Genomic DNA, 16,687 nt, shown 5'->3' on the forward strand with positions numbered 1-16,687 from the left:
CCAGATCAGATCATGAATTCGACGTCTAAAGTCAACGCCCCAGAAGCTCTGCGCGCCAACGCGAACCCGGCAAAGAACGACGCGTTCGTGCGTATCGAGAACGTCGTCAAGAAGTTCGGTGACAGCACCGCCGTGGACAACGTGAGCCTGAACATCGCCAAGAACGAGCTTTTTGCGCTGCTCGGCAGCTCCGGCTGCGGCAAGTCCACCCTGCTGCGCATGCTCGCGGGCCTCGAAACGGCCACGTCGGGCCGCATCTACGTCGACGGCGAAGACCTCGCGTCGCTGCCCCCGTATCGCCGCCCCGTCAACATGATGTTCCAGTCGTATGCGCTCTTTCCGCACATGAGCGTGGAGTCGAACGTCGCGTTCGGCCTCAAGCAGGAAGGCGTGCCGAAGAACGAGATTCGCGAGCGCGTGGCCGACGCCCTCAACCTCGTGCAGATGGGCCGCTACGCGAAGCGCAAACCGCATCAGCTTTCCGGCGGCCAGCAGCAGCGCGTGGCGCTTGCACGTTCGCTAGTGAAGCGCCCCAAGCTCCTGCTGCTCGACGAACCGATGTCGGCGCTCGACAAGAAGATCCGCCAGAAGACCCAGCTCGAACTCGTGAACATCATCGAGAAAGTCGATGTCACCTGTGTGATGGTCACGCACGATCAGGAAGAGGCCATGACCATGGCCAACCGCCTTGCCGTGATGAGCGAAGGCCGCATCGTGCAGATCGGCTCGCCGAGCGAAGTCTACGAATTCCCCAACAGCCGTTTCTCGGCCGAATTCATCGGCTCGACCAACCTGTTCGAAGGCAAGGTCGTCGAGGACGAGCCCGATCACATCTTCGTGGAAAGCGAAGATCTCGAAACGCGCATGTACGTGAGCCACGGCGTGACCGGGCCGCTCGGCATGCCCGTTGGCATTTCGGTGCGCCCGGAGCGTGTGCGCGTGACGCGCGAAAGACCCGGCACGCAGCACAACTGGGCGCGTGGCGTGGTCACGGACGTCGCCTACATGGGCAGCTATTCGCTCTATCACGTGCGTCTGCCAGGCGGCAAGGTCGTCGTCTCGAACCTCTCGAGCTCGCACCTCATGAATGAGGGCGCGCCCGCCTGGAATGACGATGTTTACGTGTCCTGGTCGCCGGCCAGCGGCGTCGTGCTCACGCAGTAAGGAGGCCCGAATCATGAGTACCACTATTCCCACCACGCCTGGGTCAGGCCGGGCAGCCGCAGACGCTCGCCGCGGCACGCTCGCGCGCTTCTTCTCGCGCTTCGTGCCCTCGGGCCGCACCACCGTGATCGGCGTGCCGTTCGTGTGGCTCACGCTGTTCTTCGCCGTGCCGTTCGTGCTCGTGTTCAAGATCAGCTTCGCCGACCAGATGATGGCGGTGCCGCCCTATACGAACCTCGTCCAGATGAAGGACGGCGTCGTGCACTTCGCCCTGCAGCTCGGCCACTACGCCTTCCTGCTGCAGGACGACCTGTACATCGCCACCTACATCAGCTCGCTGAAGATGGCGGCCGTCTCCACCCTCTTCTGCCTCTTGCTCGGCTATCCGATCGCCTACTACATCGCGCGCTCGAATCCCGCCACGCGCAACCTGCTCATGATGGGCGTGATGCTGCCGTTCTGGACGTCGTTCCTGATTCGCGTGTACGCGTGGATCGGCATCCTCAAGGACGACGGCCTGCTCAATCACACGCTCATGGCCATCGGCCTCATCCATTCACCGCTGCGCCTCTATCACAGCGACGCGGGCGTCTATATCGGCATGGTCTATTCGTACCTGCCGTTCATGGTGATGCCGCTCTACGCGCACCTCGTGAAGATGGACCTCACGCTGCTCGAGGCCGCCTATGACCTCGGCGCGAAGCCCTGGGTCGCGTTCACGCGAATCACGCTGCCGCTCTCGAAGAACGGGATCATCGCGGGCAGCCTGCTCGTGTTCATTCCGGCCGTGGGCGAGTACGTGATCCCCGAACTGCTCGGGGGCGCCGACACACTGATGATCGGCCGCGTGATGTGGGACGAGTTCTTCAACAACATGGACTGGCCGATGGCCTCCGCCGTCACGGTCGCGATGGTGCTGCTGCTGCTCGTGCCGATGGCGCTCTTCCAGCACAACCAGGTCAAGCAACTGGAGGAAGGCAAATGATCAAGCCCAACCGTACGCTCTCCACCGGCGTTCTCACACTCGGGTTTCTGTTCCTCTACATCCCGATCATCAGCCTCATCGTCTACTCGTTCAACGAGTCGAAGCTCGTCACGGTGTGGTCCGGCTTCTCGCTGAAGTGGTATGCCGCGCTGCTGCAGGACGACGAGCTGCTGAGCGCCGCCTGGCTGTCGCTGAAGATCGGCCTGATGACGGCCTTCGCCTCCGTCGTGATCGGCACGTGGGCCGGCTACGTGCTCGCGCGCATGGGCCGCTTCAGGGGCTTCGCGCTCTTCGCCGGCATGATCAACGCGCCGCTCGTGATTCCCGAAGTCATTCAGGGCATTTCGCTTCTGCTGCTGTTCGTCGCAATGGAGCAGTTCCTCGGCTGGCCGAAGGGCCGCGGCGTGCTGACCATGTGGATCGGCCACGTGATGCTGTGCGTGTCGTACGTGGCGATCATCGTGCAGTCGCGCGTGAAGGAGATGAACCAGTCGCTCGAGGAGGCCGCGCTCGATCTGGGCGCGACGCCCTTCAAGGTGTTCTTCGTGATCACGCTGCCGCTGATCTCGCAAGCGCTCATTTCGGGCTGGCTGCTCTCGTTCACGCTCTCGATCGACGACCTCGTGCTCTCCGCGTTCCTCTCGGGCCCGGGCTCGACCACGCTGCCGCTCGTGGTGTTCTCGCGCGTGCGTCTGGGTCTGAATCCGGAGATGAACGCGCTCGCCACGCTCTTTATCAGCGCGGTGACGATCGGCGTGATCGCGGCCAACCAGATCATGGCGGCCCGCGAGAGAAAGCGCCTGCGCGACATGCAACTCGCTTTCGTCCAGCCCGAGCCCGCCGAAGCCCTGACGCCGGCCGCCCCTGCCGGCGCGGTGGGTGCGCCGATTGGCCGGCGCGCGGCGTGATGGCGCCTGTCGAATAACGAACACATTTAGCGGGACGGTGTACGCCGCCCGCCGTCCCGTACCCGCACGTTGAAGTAGCTGCAATAACGACCAACAAGGAGAATTTCAATGAAGAAGAAGTTAATCTGTCTGCTGGTGGCCGGGGCGCTGCCAGGGCTCGCGCTAGCGGACTCGACCAGCGATCAGATCAAGGCCCTGCAGGCGCAGCTGAACGCCCTGCAAAAAGAGGTGAAATCGCTCAAGACCGAACTGGCGCAATCGAAGACGACAACGAAGGCCGCAGCCGCAGGGCCGGTCGTCCCGGCCACCGCCGCCGCTCCGGTCGTGGACATCAGTTCGCCCGATTACGGCAAGGCGCAGGCGAACCTGACCAACGACCAGGTCGATGCGATGAAGCAGCAGATCGCGAGCCAGCAGCTCAAGGTCGATTCGCTTACCGACGCCGCCAATACCGGTCCGCTCGCCGGGCTTTCGATCACCGGCTATATCGACCCGACGTATATCTACAACCGCGCGCCGGGCACCTCGTCGTTCCTGTTCGCGAACCATACGGGCGCGTATAACTACTTCAACAGCACGTTCGGCGATGTCTACCTCGACATCAAGAAGACCTTCGGGGTGGGCCCGATGGCGCCTTCGGCCGAAATCACGCTCATGCCCAACCGCGGCAACGGCATCACGCTGCTGCAGAACGAGCATGGCGAGATCGGCAACAACATCCTGAATACCGCGGTCGTCACCGTGCCGGTGACCTCCACGGGTACGTTCGTCGCCGGTCTCATGCCGAGCTTTGGCGGCTACGAGGTGCAGCAGTCGAACCAGATGCTCACGCTCACGCACAACCTGCTCTACGATTTCTCCGATCCGGGCAGCTATGTGGGCGTCGGCTGGAACTACACGCCGGACGGCAGCCAGTGGGCGTTCAAGTTCATGGTTGGCAACGAGCAGTACCGCACCAATGGCGCGGTCGTGCAGACGGGCCAGAACGCGCTGGGCGACCCGATCACCACGAGCAACAAGATCCCGACGTTCACGGCGCGTGCCGACTACACGTGGTCGAGCGCACTCGATATTGGCGGCTCGTTCAACATTGGCCGCCAGACGCTGCCGAGCGCATTCGACTCGACGACGGGCCAGGCCGTGTACGGCGTGGGTGGCCAGGCATCGAGCTCGGGCGGCTACTTCTTGTTTGGCGAAGTGGATGCGACCTACACGCAGGCGGACATCCAGTACAACGCCGAAGTCGATTACGGCCAGCAGCAGCGCGCGGCGTTCAACGGCGGCAACGCGCAGTGGTACGGCTTCTCGCTGCTCGCGCACCGCAAGTTCAACGCGCCGGTGGTGGGCCGCATGGGCGTGACCGCACGCTACGACCTGCTCGTCGACAGCAAGAACGGCGGCGGTGGCGGCGGCATCGTGCTGAATTCGAACGGCATGGACACGGCCAACGGCTTCGGCATTGGTGCGGACTGCCTGGCGAATTCGCAGGCGGGCGGCGGCTTCGGCTTCGAGTGCAAGGGCGCGACGCGCCAGGACGTGGCGCTCGACCTGCTGTTCTTCCCGACGCAGCAGATCACGGTCAAGGTGGAATACCGCCACGACTGGGCCACGCAGCGCGTGTTCCTGCACGACGACGGTTCGTACGGCAAGAGCAACGACTTGCTGGGCGCGCAGTTCATCTACTCGTTCTGATGAAGTTGGGGCGGGCGGCGGCATTCAGGGTTCCTGGCCGTCGCCCGCTTTTTGTTTCTACGCTCTCTTTATGCTCAAATTCGCCAATCAGCCACATGCCCCGTCCTGGTACGCGGCCACCGCCAACGACACCACGGCGCACCCCGCGCTGGAAGGCGCGATCGACGCCGATGTCTGCGTGGTCGGCGCGGGCCTTACGGGCGTTTCCGCCGCACTCAATCTCGCCGAACGCGGCTATCGCGTCGCGCTCGTGGAAGCGTCGCGGGTCGGATGGGCCGCGAGCGGGCGTAACGGCGGGCAGCTGATTGGCGGGTTTGCCTGCGATATCGACACGTTCGCGCAGTTCATGCCCGAAGCCGAGGTCCGTCAGGTCTGGGACATGGGCCTCGAAACACTCGACATCGTGAAGCGCCGCGTCAAGCAGCACAATATCGATTGCGCGCTCACCGAAGGCTATTTCACCGCCGCCAACAAGGCGCGCGACGTGGATTCGCTCAAGCGCTGGCGCGACGAGGCGGCAAGCCGCTTCGGTTACGACCGCTTCCGTTACGTCGATGGCGGCGGCGTCGGGAATTACGTGCAGTCGTCGCGCTACGCGGGCGGCCTCTACGATCCCGATAGCGGCCATCTGCATCCGCTCAACTACACGCTCGGCCTCGCGCGCGCGGCCGCCGAAGCCGGCGTGCGCGTGTACGAGAACAGTCCCGTCACGCGCCTGCGCGAAGAAAACGGCGGGCATGTAGTCGAAACCGCGCGTGGCAACGTGCGCGCGAAATTCGTTGTGCTCGCATGCAATACGTATCTGGGCGATCTCGCACCGGCGCTCTCGCGCAAGATCATGCCCGTTGGCACCTATGTGATCGCGACCGAAAAGCTGGGTGCCGAGCGCATGAATACGCTGATGCCCGCTCAGACTGCCGTATGCGACAGCCGCTTCGTGCTCGACTACTTCCGTCCGGCGCCGGACACGCGTCTGCTTTGGGGCGGTAAAGTGAGCTATTCCACGTTCGCGCCGCCTAATTTGGGCGAAGCCATGCGCCGCGACATGCTGAAGACGTTTCCGCAACTCGCCGATGTGAAGGTGGATTACGCGTGGGGCGGCTACGTGGACATCACGATGAACCGCGCGCCGCACTTCGGCCGCCTCTCGCCCACGGTGTATTTCGCGCAGGGCTTCTCGGGCCACGGCGTGAACACCACGGGGCTCGCGGGCACGCTGATCGCCGAAGCCATTCACGGCCAGGCCGCGCGCTTCGACCTGTTCGGCAAGATCCGTCACCGCGATTTCCCCGGCGGCGCTACACTGCGAACCCCTGCCCTCGTGCTCGCGATGGCATGGTATCGAATGAAGGACCTGCTTTGATGACACTCGACCTCGACGCCCAGGCGGACGCTCTCGCCCGCCACTCGTACTACGAAGCCACCGCCACGCGCCCCGCCGACGACGACCCCGTGCTGGAAGGCGCGCTCGACGCCGACGTGTGCGTGATCGGCGCGGGCTTCGCCGGGCTGTCGGTCGCGCTGGAGTGCCGTGCACGCGGCCTTTCGGTGGTGGTGCTCGACGCGCATCGTCCCGGCTGGGGCGCCTCGGGCCGCAATGGCGGCCAAACGCTCGTGGGCTTCGCGAAAGACGAAGTGCTCGAAAAGCAGCTCGGCGCGCAGGGCATACGCGCGGCGTGGGCGCTTTCCATCGAAGGCGTGAGCCTCGTGCGCGAGCGCATTGCGCGCTACGGCATCGATTGCGATTTCACGCCGGGCTATCTGACCGTCGCGACGAAAGCCAAGCGCGTGCCCGATCTGCGCGCGTGGATGGAGGCGGCGCGCACGCGCTGGGGCTACGACCGCCTCGAATGGCTCGACACCGACGCCACGCGCGCCCGTGTGGCGTCGCAGCGCTATATCGCGGGCGTCTACGATCCGGTTTCGGGGCATCTTCATCCGCTCAAGTACTGTCTTGGCCTTGCTGCCGCCGCGCGCCGCGAAGGCGCGCAACTGTTCGCCCATACGCGCGCGCTCGAAGTCGTGCGCGGCGAGCGGCCCGTGGTCAAAACCGCGCGCGGGGAAGTGCGCTGCCGCTTCGTGGTGTCGTGCAGCAACGCCGCGCCGGGCGGCGTCTTGCCAGGCGCCGTGGCCGCACGCATTGCGCCGATCGCGTCGTACATCATCGCGACCGAACCGCTCGGGCGCGAGTTGGCCGACTCGTTGATCGCGCAACGTGCAGCCGTGTGCGACAACAACTTCTTTCTGGACTATTTCCGCGTCTCGGCGGATGACCGCATGCTGTTCGGCGGCCGCGCCGATTCGACTGGCGCCGCGCCCGAGCGCCTGACCGCGGCCATGCAAACGCGCATGAGCGACACGTTCCCGCAACTCGCCGCGGCGCGCGTGGAATACGCCTGGGGCGGCTTTGTCGATGTCACGCGCAACCGCGCGCCCGACTTCGGCGCGATCGACCCGAATTATTACTACGTGCAAGGTTTTTCGGGGCACGGTGTGGCGCTCACGGGCATTGCGGGGCGTCTCGTTGCGCAGGCCATCGTGGGCGAGCGCGCCTCGTTCGATCTGTTCGCGCAACTGCGGCACGCGCGCTTCCCCGGCGGCCCCGCGTGGCGGCGGCCCGCGCTCGAAGTCGGCATGCTTTATCACCGTGTAATGGAAATGTTCTGAAGCGGCACGCTCTGCACGTTCTCCCCGCCTGTTATACCCTTGCGAAAGTCCGCCGCGCTCGCGCGGCGCACGCACTTCTTCTGCTTGAATCGCCTTTTCGCCAGGAGCAACAGCAATGGATTACGTCAGGTTCGGCTCGACAGGGCTGCAGGTTTCGCGTCTTTGCCTCGGTTGCATGACTTACGGCGTGCCCGAGCGCGGCACGCACCCATGGACGCTCGGCGAAGAAGCCAGCCGTCCGCTCATCCGCCAGGCGCTCGACGCCGGCATCAACTTCTTCGACACCGCGAACACGTACTCGGACGGCACCTCTGAGGAGATCGTCGGGCGTGCGCTGCGCGACTTCGTCAAGCGCGACGACATCGTGCTTGCCACGAAGGTGTACAACCGCATGCGTCCCGGTCCGAACGGCCAGGGCCTGTCGCGCAAGGCCATCCTCACGGAAATCGATCATAGTCTCAAGCGCCTGGGCACCGATTATGTCGATCTCTATCAGATCCATCGCTGGGACTACGACACGCCGATCGAAGAAACGCTCGAAGCGCTGCACGACGTGGTGAAGGCAGGCAAGGCGCGTTACATCGGCGCTTCGTCCATGCACGCGTGGCAGTTCAGCAAGGCGCTCTACACGTCGCGCCTGCACGGCTGGACCGAGTTCGTGAGCATGCAGGACCACGTGAACCTGCTCTACCGCGAGGAAGAGCGCGAAATGCTGCCGCTGTGCGCCGATCAGGGCATTGCCGTGATGCCGTGGAGCCCGCTCGCGCGCGGCCGCCTCACGCGCGACTGGAACGAAACGAGCGAACGCGAGGCAACCGACAAGTTCGGCAAGACGCTCTACGGCGCCGACGCGGATAAAGCCATTATCGCTGCGGTCGCAACCATCGCGCGTACGCACAACGTCTCGCGCGCACAGGTCGCGCTCGCGTGGCTGCTCCACAAGCCCGGCATCACTTCGCCGATCATCGGCGCCTCGAAGCCGCAGCATCTCGAAGACGCCATCGCCGCCCTCTCGCTCAAGCTCTCCAGCGATGAGATCAAGACGCTTGAAGCGCCTTATCTGCCTCATGTGATCGCGGGTCATCAGTAAGTGGCGAGGCCGCTGCCAGACGTTCGCGCACAATGCGCGCGAGCGTCTGCATGAGCGTGTCGGCAACGTACGGCGGCGTTTCCGCATAGCCGAGCAGGAAGCCGTTGTAGCGCGTGGCGTCCGGGGCATCGACGCAATACGCACTCAATGGCGAGAGATGCAACCCCTGTGCGCGCGCCGCTTCGCTCACCTCGGCGTCGCTGAGCGGCACGTCGAGGCGCACGCTCAAATGCATGCCGCCCGCGTCCGCCGACACCGTCATCATGCCGGCCAGATGTTTGTCGATTGCCGCGACGAGGCCGTCGCGGCGCTCTTCGTAAAGCTTGCGCATGCGCCGCAAGTGGCGCGCGTAGCGCCCGCTTTCGATGAATTCCGCCAGCGCCAGTTGCTCCGCCACGCGACCCTGGCGCATGAGCGTGTGATGCGCCTGCGCGAATTGCGCCGCCACACGCTGCGGCACGATCATGAAGCCGATGCGCAGGGCCGGAAAGAGCGTCTTGCTGAACGTGCCGAGATAGATCACGGGTGCGTCGTCGGCCAGGCCCTGGATCGACGGCAGCGGCGGTCCATCGTGGCGCAGCTCGCTGTCGTAGTCGTCTTCGACGATCCACGCGCCGCACGCACGCGCCTGCTCGATCAGCGCGAGCCGCCGCTCGAGGCTCAGCACGCAGCCAAGCGGATACTGGTGCGACGGCGTGAGATAAACGAGGCGCGGCGGCCGCTCGCGCCAGTCTTCGGCGCGGGCCGCCATGCCCGCCGCATCCACGCTCATCGGCACGAGCTGCAGGCCCGCAGCGGCAAACGCCACGCGCGCGCCGAGATAGCCGGGATTTTCGATCCACGCGCGCTCGCCCTCGTCCGCGAAGAGACGCGCGCACAAGTCGAGGCTCGACTGCGTGCCATCCGTGACGAACACCTGGCCGGGCTGGCAGCGCACGCCGCGTGACACCCGCACATATTGCGCAATGGCCTGGCGCAGCGCCGGCATGCCCGCACTGTCGCCATAACCGAGGTCATGCGCACGCAACTCGCGCAGCGCGCGCTCGACGGCGGCGCGCCATTGCGCGTACGGAAACGCGTCGAGCGCGGGCACGCCCGGGCGCAGCGCCTTGGGACCGTCGCGGCCCATGCGGCGCGGCGGCAGGTTGCGCACGCGGCGCGCGAGCGCAGGCGCAGGCGCAGGATCTTCGCGCAGCGCGGACTGCGCAGGCGTTGCCGCCGCAGTCGCATTGACCGCGTTGACGACCGAGCCGTGGCGCGTAGCGCTGACAAAGCCCTCTTCCACGAGCCGCTCGTACGCATAGAGCACCGAATTGCGCGCAATGCCGAGTTGCTCTGCGAGCGCACGGCTCGACGCGAGGCGCGTGCCGCGGCCAATGTCGCCGTCGAGAATCGCGCGGCGCAGGCTCTCGTAAAGCAGGTCCTGCTGCGTGAGCTTGCGCACGGCGCGTTTCGCATAGGCCGCCATCATCAACGCGTAGTCCAATCCCGTGGCTCCATAGTTTTCGATTTCGGTGGGACTAACAATGGTGCCACAAGTCGCTTACGCTTGGGGGTTTGGGCAAGCCTGCAAACGAGGAGACAACGCATGACCGACACGACGCTTCAAGTCCGCGCCGTCGCACCCGACGATTTCGACGCATGGCTGCCGCTATGGGACGGCTATAACCGCTTTTACGGCCGCTTCGAAGCAACCGCGCTGCCGGAGCACATCACGCGCACAACGTGGTCGCGCTTCTTCGACGGCTACGAGCCCATGCACGCGTTCATCGCCGTGCGCGGCGAGCGCGTGCTCGGTCTTGTGCATTTCATCTATCACCGCAACACGATTCTGGAAGGGCCGATCTGCTATTTGCAGGATCTCTTCACCGTGGAGGATGCGCGCGGCCAGGGCGTGGGCCGCGCGCTGATCGAAGCCGTGTATGCGCACGCGAAGGCGTCGAATTCGTCGCGCGTGTACTGGCACACGCACGAGACGAATCACACGGCAATGCGGCTTTACGACGACGTGGCCGTGAAGCCTGGCTTCGTCATGTACCGCAAGGACGTTTGAAGCACCTCAGGCTAGATCCTTGAGCAGCGAGGCGCGCACTTCACCGTCGATGGTCTGCGTCGGCACGCGGTAATTCGGATGATCGCAGCCTATCGTGAGCGCGGCGCCTTCGCGCAGCCGCGTTTTCATCTGCGGCGTGAGTTCGAAACGCACGAAGTGCACCGCCGAGGTCTTTTCAGCGTTTTCGCGTTCGAGGTCTTCGTCGGCGATCGCGTAGACGGGCGGCTCGCCTTCCACCTGAACGAACACCTTGTCCTCGATGCCGATGAGCCGCGCGAGCGCAGCGCGCCGCTCGACTTCGCTTTCATATTCGAGCTGCATGGTCGCCTTCAGGTTGCCGCCGTCGGGCACGAGCGGCAGATAGGCCGCGAGTTCGCCCTGAATGCCGTCTTCGTCGAAGATCTTTTCGATGTGCAGCATTTCCTGGATCTGATAGCGAATCGTGGTTTCGTCCTCGAACAGGAACGTGAGGTGATTGCCGAGCGGCACCGCGCGCTGCTTCTTGTGTTCGATGATGCGTTTGCGCATATCGCCCCGCACGCGGGCGTAGGCTTCCAGCGTCAACAACGAATTTCTCGCGATCGTCATGAGTCGTGCCTCGTGTAGGTTGCGTGTTTGCGCCGGGGCCTAGATGCCATAGGCGCGGCGCAGCAGGGTAATGGGGTGCGCGAGCGGCGGCTCGCCGAGCTGGTTCTCTTCCATGCCCTGCGCAATGTGATGCCCCGCAAGCTGGCAATCGGACGAGATGAAGTTGGGCTGGGCCTGACCCATCTGCTTGAATACGGGCGTGCCGATCTTCATCGACATGGCGTGGAATTCCTTCTTCACGCCGAACGTCCCGGCGTGGCCCGAACAGCGCTCGACCACCGTCACTTTCGTTTCCGGCACGAGCGAAAGCAGGTCGAAGGTCTTGCGGCCAATGTTCTGCACGCGCGCGTGACACGGCACGTGATACGACACGTTGCCAAGCGGCGCGCGGAAATCGGTCTTCAGCAGGCCGTCGCGATGACGTGCCACGAGATACTCGAACGGGTCCCAGAACGCGTCGCTCACGGCTTTCGTGTTGGCGTCGTCAGGGAACATCAGCGGTAGTTCGTGCTTGTACATGAGCACACAGCTCGGCACCGCGCCGATCAGCGCGTAACCGTCGCGCGCGTAACGCGCGAGCATCGGCATGTTCTGCGACTGCTTGTGCGCCACGCCCTCCAGATTGCCCTGCTCCAGCAGCGGCATGCCGCAGCACCATTCGCTCTTCACCAGTTCGTAGGGAATCTCGTTGTGGTCGAGCACCGCGAGCAGATCGTGGCCAATGCCGGGCTCGTTGAAATTCACGTAGCAGGTCGCGTAAATGGCGACCTTGCCCGGCGTGCGCTCGCCGTCGCGCACCTCGCTCGATGCCGCGCGTTTTGCAACGTTACGAAACTTGTGCGTCGCGAAGTCGGGCAGCCACGCTTTGCGATCGACGCCCAGCATGTCTTCCATCGCGCCACGCATCGCCTTCGTGTGGTTGATCGCATTGACTGTTTGCGTGACGACCGGAATGCCGGCGATCTGACCGAGTGCGTCGGTGTTCGAAAGCACGCGGTCGCGCAGCTTCACTTCGCCCTTGCGGTAGTGAACCGCTTTGGCCCGCAGCATGAGATGCGGAAAGTCCACATTCCACGGATGCGGCGGCACATAGGGGCACTTCGTCATGTAGCAGAGATCGCACAGATAGCACTGGTCGACGACCTTGTCGAACGACGCCTTGTCGACGTCGTGCGCTTCGCCGCTCTCGGTTTCGTCGACGAGATCGAAGAGCGCCGGAAACGCACCGCATAACGACACGCAGCGCCGGCAGCCCGCACAGATATCGAACACGCGCGCGAGTTCCGTATCGAGCTGGCCCTGGTCGTAAAAAGCGTCGGAGCGCCAGTCGAGCGGATGGCGCGTGGGCGCTTCGAGACTGCCTTCCTTGTGGGGCATGACGTCTCCTTCTTTTATTTATCAGCCAAATACGCGGCCGGGCGAGCGCGCGCGTACGCGCGCCGGTGCTTGCCCGGCACGCGAAACAAAAGCGCGCGCGTCATGGATGCGTGCCGGGAAGCACGCGTCGATGCTCAATCCGCCAGCACTTCCAGCGCCTTCGTATAGCGGTTGGCGTGACTGCGCTCCGCCTTGGCTAGTGTCTCGAACCAGTTCGCGATTTCGTCGAAGCCTTCGTCGCGCGCGACCTTGGCCATGCCGGGGTACATGTCGGTGTATTCATGCGTTTCGCCTGCAATCGCCGACTGCAGATTCAAACGCGAGCTGCCGAACGGCAGCCCGGTGGCCGGATCGCCTACCGCTTCCAGATATTCGAGGTGGCCGTGCGCGTGGCCGGTTTCGCCTTCGGCGGTCGAGCGAAACAGCGCCGCGACATCGTTTTGTCCCTCTACGTCGGCCTTGGCTGCGAAATACAGATAACGGCGGTTGGCCTGTGATTCACCGGCGAATGCATCCTTGAGGTTCTGTTCCGTCTTCGAGCCCTTTAGCTGTGACATCTGTGCCTCCATGGTTCGACCTGAAATGTGGGGACGCGACGCAATTCGCCTTCGTGCAATGCAGCATGGGGGGGCGACTCCGCCGCACTATTAATCTAGGTTGCGGCGTTTGCGTTCCCAATTGTGAATTTCAATCCTCGCGATAGCGTAGCCGGGTTTACTCGGGCACCAACCTGCATAAACGGGGCCAGTCCAGGCACGCGTCGTGCGCGCGACGATCTGTCCTGCACTCTTCACTTTGCGCGCGAGCGGAGTCGTCCTAGACTTTGAATTTGCCGACGCACCCGATCAACTTTGCGGAGATGCCATGCGACTTACGATCCTGATCAACGGTTCCGATCCGACCGTCAATCACGACTATGCAGTGCTTTGGCTCGACACCGACCAGCAACGCTGGTCCCGCGAGTCTCATGAAGGGATCGACCTGCCAGAATGGGGTGAATTGCGCGACGTGAATGGTGTCACGTCGCTATGCGCGCCGCTCGAAAACGAGCCGCTGTGCACGCTACGCGGTCTGCACGTGAATCGCCGCCAGGAAATCAGTTCCGCACACGGCGACGCGACCTGGTCGTGCGAATCCTCACACTCGCCGATGGAAGGCCAATGGCGCCTCCAGGCGGTGGACCGCCAGATGGTCCACGCCGAGCATTCGCTTTTTGCAGGCTGAATGGTGGTTGATGACGTAATCGATTGAATGCAGGCGGCATCATTTGCCGCCGCGCTCCTCGCGCAGCAACGCAACGCTGCCGCGCTCATTGCATCTGATTCTGTTTCACGTCTTGCTTGCGCCCGCCCACCCGGCGGGCGCACGTTTTTTTGCGCCGCGCTTTGCTCCCGCCTTCAAGTGCGTCCATGCGCCCGCTATACTTTCAGCCCGCTTTATCGCCCGCTCGATACCACCCCGTTCCCGCCAGCCCCCTAGATGAAGAAGCTGTTCGCCTCACTGATTTCCTCGCTGGTGCTCGCCGCCGCCAGCCACGCTTACGCCGCGCCGGCCTGTTCGCAATTCGTGCCCGGCGGCCAGTTCCCGACGCTCACGAATCAACGCATGGCGCCGAAGACGCGCATGCTTTGCTACTCGGATTTCGTCGTGCTGCATTCGGGCGTCACGCACGGTCCGCTGTGGTCCGCCGAGCATCTCACGCGCGATCACCTCGAAGCCGCGAAGGACATGACGCGCACGAACCGCTTTTTCGAAGACGACCGCCTGCCCGAAGGTGAAGGCGCGACGCTCGCCGACTACAAGCGCAGCGGTTTCGACCGCGGCCACATGAGCCCGGCAGGCAACCGCTGGAATGCGCAGGCGATGGCGGAATCGTTTTCGCTCGCCAATATCGTTCCGCAGAATCGCGACAATAACCAGCGCCTTTGGGCGCATATCGAAACCGCCGTACGCAAGCTCGCATCGAAGTATGGCGAAGCTTATGTCGTGACCGGCCCGCTCTTCACGGGCGCGCAGTTGCAGACCATCGGCGCGACGCGCGTGCTCGTCCCCACGCAGATCTTCAAGGTCGTGTACGTGCCTTCGCAGCAGCTCGCGTTCGCCATCGTCGCCGACAATACGGCTGTCGACCGCTATGACGTGCGCTCGGTGCGCGACCTCGAATCGCAGAGCGGCATTGCGTTCCCGGGTATTCCGGCGGATGTCGCGGCGAAGGAAAAGGTCTCGTTCAACGGCCGCGGCTTTGCCGTGAGCAAATGGGGCTGGTAACTGGGTAAGGCGGTGGCGGCGCTGCTGAAGCGTTAGATATCGAGCCGCGAGACTTTCGAGCCTTCCAGCGAAACGCCCGCCATCAAGCCGCCGTTCGTCAGCACGAACGCTTCGATGGGATTCACCGCCGTCGAGGTATCGATCTTGCCGTTGGCGCCCATTTTCACGAGCGCGACGGTGGCATCCGCGCCCGCGCTCCAGCCGCTGCTGCGCTTGAAGCGGTCGAGCGAGGAGCGCGTCATGAACGCATAAACGACGGCGCGCGACTGTGCCCCGATCTGGGCGCCGAACGAGCCGCCCATCGTCGTGAAGTAGCCCAGCGTGCGGCCTTCCACGCGCAGCGCGCCGCGTCCGTATTCGGCGCCAATCACGAAACCCGCGCCTACGACTTCTGGGAACACGAGCACGCCACGCGCCTTGGCAATGAGTTCACGCGCGCCCGGCACGGTGCGATAAAGGCGTGCGAGTGTTTCGTCGATGCCCGTGTCGATCTCACGGCGCGCAACGGCATTCTCGGTAGCGGGATCGGCATCGGCGGAACCCGAGGTCGTCGTGCAGCCCGCGCTCGCCGCGAGCCATCCGGCAATGGCCAGCGAGCCGGTGAGGAATTCCCTTCTCTTCATCTTGATTCGGTATCCTGCGTAATTATTGAGGTGCCTTGGGCAACTGTGCGAGCGGATCGACGGGCTTGCCGTTCTCGCGCACCTCGAACATGAGGGTGGAGATGCCAGCGCCGTCCGTGCCGCTCACGGCAATCGCCTGGCCCTGCTTCACCGCGTCGCCCTCCTTCACGAGCAGCCTGGCGTTGCGCCCGTAGGCCGTGACTAGACGCGCGTCGTGCTTCACGATGACGAGCTTGCCGTACGCCTGCATGCCACTCCCGGCATAGACCACGCGCCCCGACGCCGCTGCTTTCACCTGTTGGCCCGGCGGCCCGGCGATCACCACACCCTTCGATTTCCCCTTGAAGGGCTGCGCAACGCTGCCCTCGATCGGCCAGATGAAACGGGCGTTGCTGCGCGCGGCGGCGGGCTTCGGTGTGACGGCGGGCGGCGCGCTCGCTGCGGTGGCCGTTGCGGTTGCGGGCGTGGCTGCCGGTTTGGTCGCTTGCGCGGCGGAAGGCTTCGCGGGCGTATTCGCGGGCGCGACGGTGGTTGCTGCGGTGGCCGCGGGCGGCGCAACGCGCAAGAGCTGCCCCACCTGGACCTTTCCGTCGGCGGGCAGCTTGTTCCAGCTCACGAGGTCGGCCGGGCGCTGGCCCGAGGCTTTCGCGATGTGATAGAGCGTGTCGCCCGACTTCACGCGATACAAGCCGGAGGGGCTCGCCTCGGCCGCAGCGGGCTTCGCAGGCAACGTCGACGCGGCAACCGCCGGAGGCGGCACGGCGGTCGTCGTGACGCCGGTGTCCGCGGCCGTTCCGGCCTCGTCGCTTGCTGCGGTACGCCACGGCGTGATCGTGCAGCCGCTCAATGTGAATTCAAGCGCGATGGCTAATGCGAGCGTCGCGCCGACTACGACGCGCGAGGCCATGGCGCGCTGCGTGGCCTCTTGATGCTGGCCGCGCATCGTCAGGCCTGCGGAGCGGCGTTGTCCGCCGTGTCCGCTCCCGCATTTTCAGATACCTTATCCAGAATTCCCATCGATGACTCCCTTGCTCGCACTGAAACAGACCGTCCGCGCTTGCGGGCGCGGGTGCGTCATCATCGTTGGTTTGCCTGTGGATGCCGTGGTTTAGCGCGAGCGAATTGACCTGCATCAGCGCGCGCGGCGTGTATGCGTGTGGCTTTGACATTGACGCGACAAGTCCGCCACAAACTTAGGCAGAAAAAACGAAGCGACAGACAGGAATCGATGAAGAGAATTGAAGGTGGCGCGTCAGGCTCCCTATAATGCGG

General features: G+C 64.3%; 16 protein-coding genes. 10 read left to right on the forward strand and 6 right to left on the reverse strand.

What is annotated here, in order from left to right; all coding sequences use genetic code 11:
• The first annotated feature begins 12 nt into the window (after positions 1 to 12).
• The 7 genes from U5A57_RS13800 (at position 13) to U5A57_RS13830 (ending at position 8,506) form a co-directional block, all read left to right on the forward strand.
• Positions 13 to 1,164 carry an ABC transporter ATP-binding protein gene (locus U5A57_RS13800; RefSeq protein ID WP_321911645.1) on the forward strand — a complete coding sequence of 384 codons (1,152 nt, stop codon included), beginning with the start codon at positions 13 to 15 and terminating at the stop codon, positions 1,162 to 1,164.
• A gap of 13 nt (positions 1,165 to 1,177) precedes the next feature.
• Entirely contained in the window at positions 1,178 to 2,149 is a 972-nt protein-coding gene (locus U5A57_RS13805; RefSeq protein ID WP_415764414.1) for an ABC transporter permease subunit, read from the forward strand.
• Complete coding sequence (locus tag U5A57_RS13810) at positions 2,146 to 3,057, forward strand: ABC transporter permease subunit (protein WP_321911647.1); 912 nt, start codon at positions 2,146 to 2,148, stop codon at positions 3,055 to 3,057. Before U5A57_RS13805 ends, U5A57_RS13810 begins: the two co-directional genes overlap by 4 nt.
• Before the next feature lie 108 nt (positions 3,058 to 3,165).
• Positions 3,166 to 4,749, forward strand: coding sequence for a DUF3138 family protein (locus U5A57_RS13815; RefSeq protein WP_321911649.1), 1,584 nt, complete (start codon positions 3,166 to 3,168; stop codon positions 4,747 to 4,749).
• Positions 4,750 to 4,819: 70 nt separating this feature from the next.
• The gene (locus U5A57_RS13820) at positions 4,820 to 6,112 is read left to right on the forward strand and encodes an FAD-binding oxidoreductase (protein ID WP_321911651.1); all 1,293 of its coding nucleotides are present in this window, start codon (positions 4,820 to 4,822) and stop codon (positions 6,110 to 6,112) included.
• Positions 6,112 to 7,416 carry an FAD-binding oxidoreductase gene (locus U5A57_RS13825; protein ID WP_321911653.1) on the forward strand — a complete coding sequence of 435 codons (1,305 nt, stop codon included), beginning with the start codon at positions 6,112 to 6,114 and terminating at the stop codon, positions 7,414 to 7,416. The genes U5A57_RS13820 and U5A57_RS13825 overlap by 1 nt, the downstream gene beginning before the upstream one ends.
• Before the next feature lie 115 nt (positions 7,417 to 7,531).
• Positions 7,532 to 8,506, forward strand: coding sequence for an aldo/keto reductase (locus tag U5A57_RS13830; RefSeq protein ID WP_321911654.1), 975 nt, complete (start codon positions 7,532 to 7,534; stop codon positions 8,504 to 8,506).
• Here U5A57_RS13830 and U5A57_RS13835 read toward each other — a convergent pair.
• A complete protein-coding gene (locus U5A57_RS13835) occupies positions 8,454 to 9,992 on the reverse strand; it encodes a PLP-dependent aminotransferase family protein (RefSeq protein ID WP_321911655.1) in 1,539 nt (512 codons plus the stop codon). The two genes, U5A57_RS13830 and U5A57_RS13835, sit on opposite strands and share 53 nt — an antisense overlap.
• A gap of 102 nt (positions 9,993 to 10,094) precedes the next feature.
• Between U5A57_RS13835 and U5A57_RS13840 the strand changes: the two genes are divergently transcribed.
• Positions 10,095 to 10,559: a GNAT family N-acetyltransferase gene (locus tag U5A57_RS13840; protein ID WP_321911657.1), complete on the forward strand. Its 465-nt coding sequence runs from the start codon at positions 10,095 to 10,097 to the stop codon at positions 10,557 to 10,559.
• Between the two features lie 6 nt (positions 10,560 to 10,565).
• On the opposite strand, the gene U5A57_RS13845 is transcribed toward U5A57_RS13840, so the two are convergent.
• The 3 genes from U5A57_RS13845 to U5A57_RS13855 all read right to left on the reverse strand — a co-directional run bounded on the left by U5A57_RS13845 (position 10,566) and on the right by U5A57_RS13855 (position 13,081).
• Positions 10,566 to 11,147, reverse strand: a complete 582-nt coding sequence (locus U5A57_RS13845) for a DUF3501 family protein (protein WP_321911658.1) — start codon at positions 11,145 to 11,147, stop codon at positions 10,566 to 10,568.
• 39 nt (positions 11,148 to 11,186) lie between these two features.
• Positions 11,187 to 12,524, reverse strand: coding sequence for a heterodisulfide reductase-related iron-sulfur binding cluster (locus U5A57_RS13850; RefSeq protein WP_321911660.1), 1,338 nt, complete (start codon positions 12,522 to 12,524; stop codon positions 11,187 to 11,189).
• Positions 12,525 to 12,658: 134 nt separating this feature from the next.
• Complete coding sequence (locus tag U5A57_RS13855) at positions 12,659 to 13,081, reverse strand: rubrerythrin family protein (protein WP_321911662.1); 423 nt, start codon at positions 13,079 to 13,081, stop codon at positions 12,659 to 12,661.
• Positions 13,082 to 13,388: 307 nt separating this feature from the next.
• Between U5A57_RS13855 and U5A57_RS13860 the strand changes: the two genes are divergently transcribed.
• Both U5A57_RS13860 and U5A57_RS13865 read left to right on the forward strand, forming a co-directional pair.
• Positions 13,389 to 13,748, forward strand: coding sequence for a DUF3564 domain-containing protein (locus U5A57_RS13860; protein WP_321911663.1), 360 nt, complete (start codon positions 13,389 to 13,391; stop codon positions 13,746 to 13,748).
• Between the two features lie 255 nt (positions 13,749 to 14,003).
• Positions 14,004 to 14,792: a DNA/RNA non-specific endonuclease gene (locus tag U5A57_RS13865; protein ID WP_321911665.1), complete on the forward strand. Its 789-nt coding sequence runs from the start codon at positions 14,004 to 14,006 to the stop codon at positions 14,790 to 14,792.
• Between the two features lie 32 nt (positions 14,793 to 14,824).
• Here the strand turns inward: U5A57_RS13865 and U5A57_RS13870 are convergent, their stop codons facing one another.
• Both U5A57_RS13870 and U5A57_RS13875 read right to left on the reverse strand, forming a co-directional pair.
• Positions 14,825 to 15,415 (reverse strand): YSC84-related protein, encoded by a 591-nt coding sequence (locus U5A57_RS13870; protein ID WP_321911667.1) that lies wholly within the window; start codon positions 15,413 to 15,415, stop codon positions 14,825 to 14,827.
• Positions 15,416 to 15,437: 22 nt separating this feature from the next.
• The gene (locus U5A57_RS13875; protein ID WP_321911668.1) at positions 15,438 to 16,322 is read right to left on the reverse strand and encodes a peptidoglycan DD-metalloendopeptidase family protein; all 885 of its coding nucleotides are present in this window, start codon (positions 16,320 to 16,322) and stop codon (positions 15,438 to 15,440) included.
• Positions 16,323 to 16,687 lie beyond the last annotated feature (365 nt).

It is taken from the genome of Paraburkholderia sp. J11-2, from assembly GCF_905220185.1.
GTDB lineage: Bacteria > Pseudomonadota > Gammaproteobacteria > Burkholderiales > Burkholderiaceae > Paraburkholderia.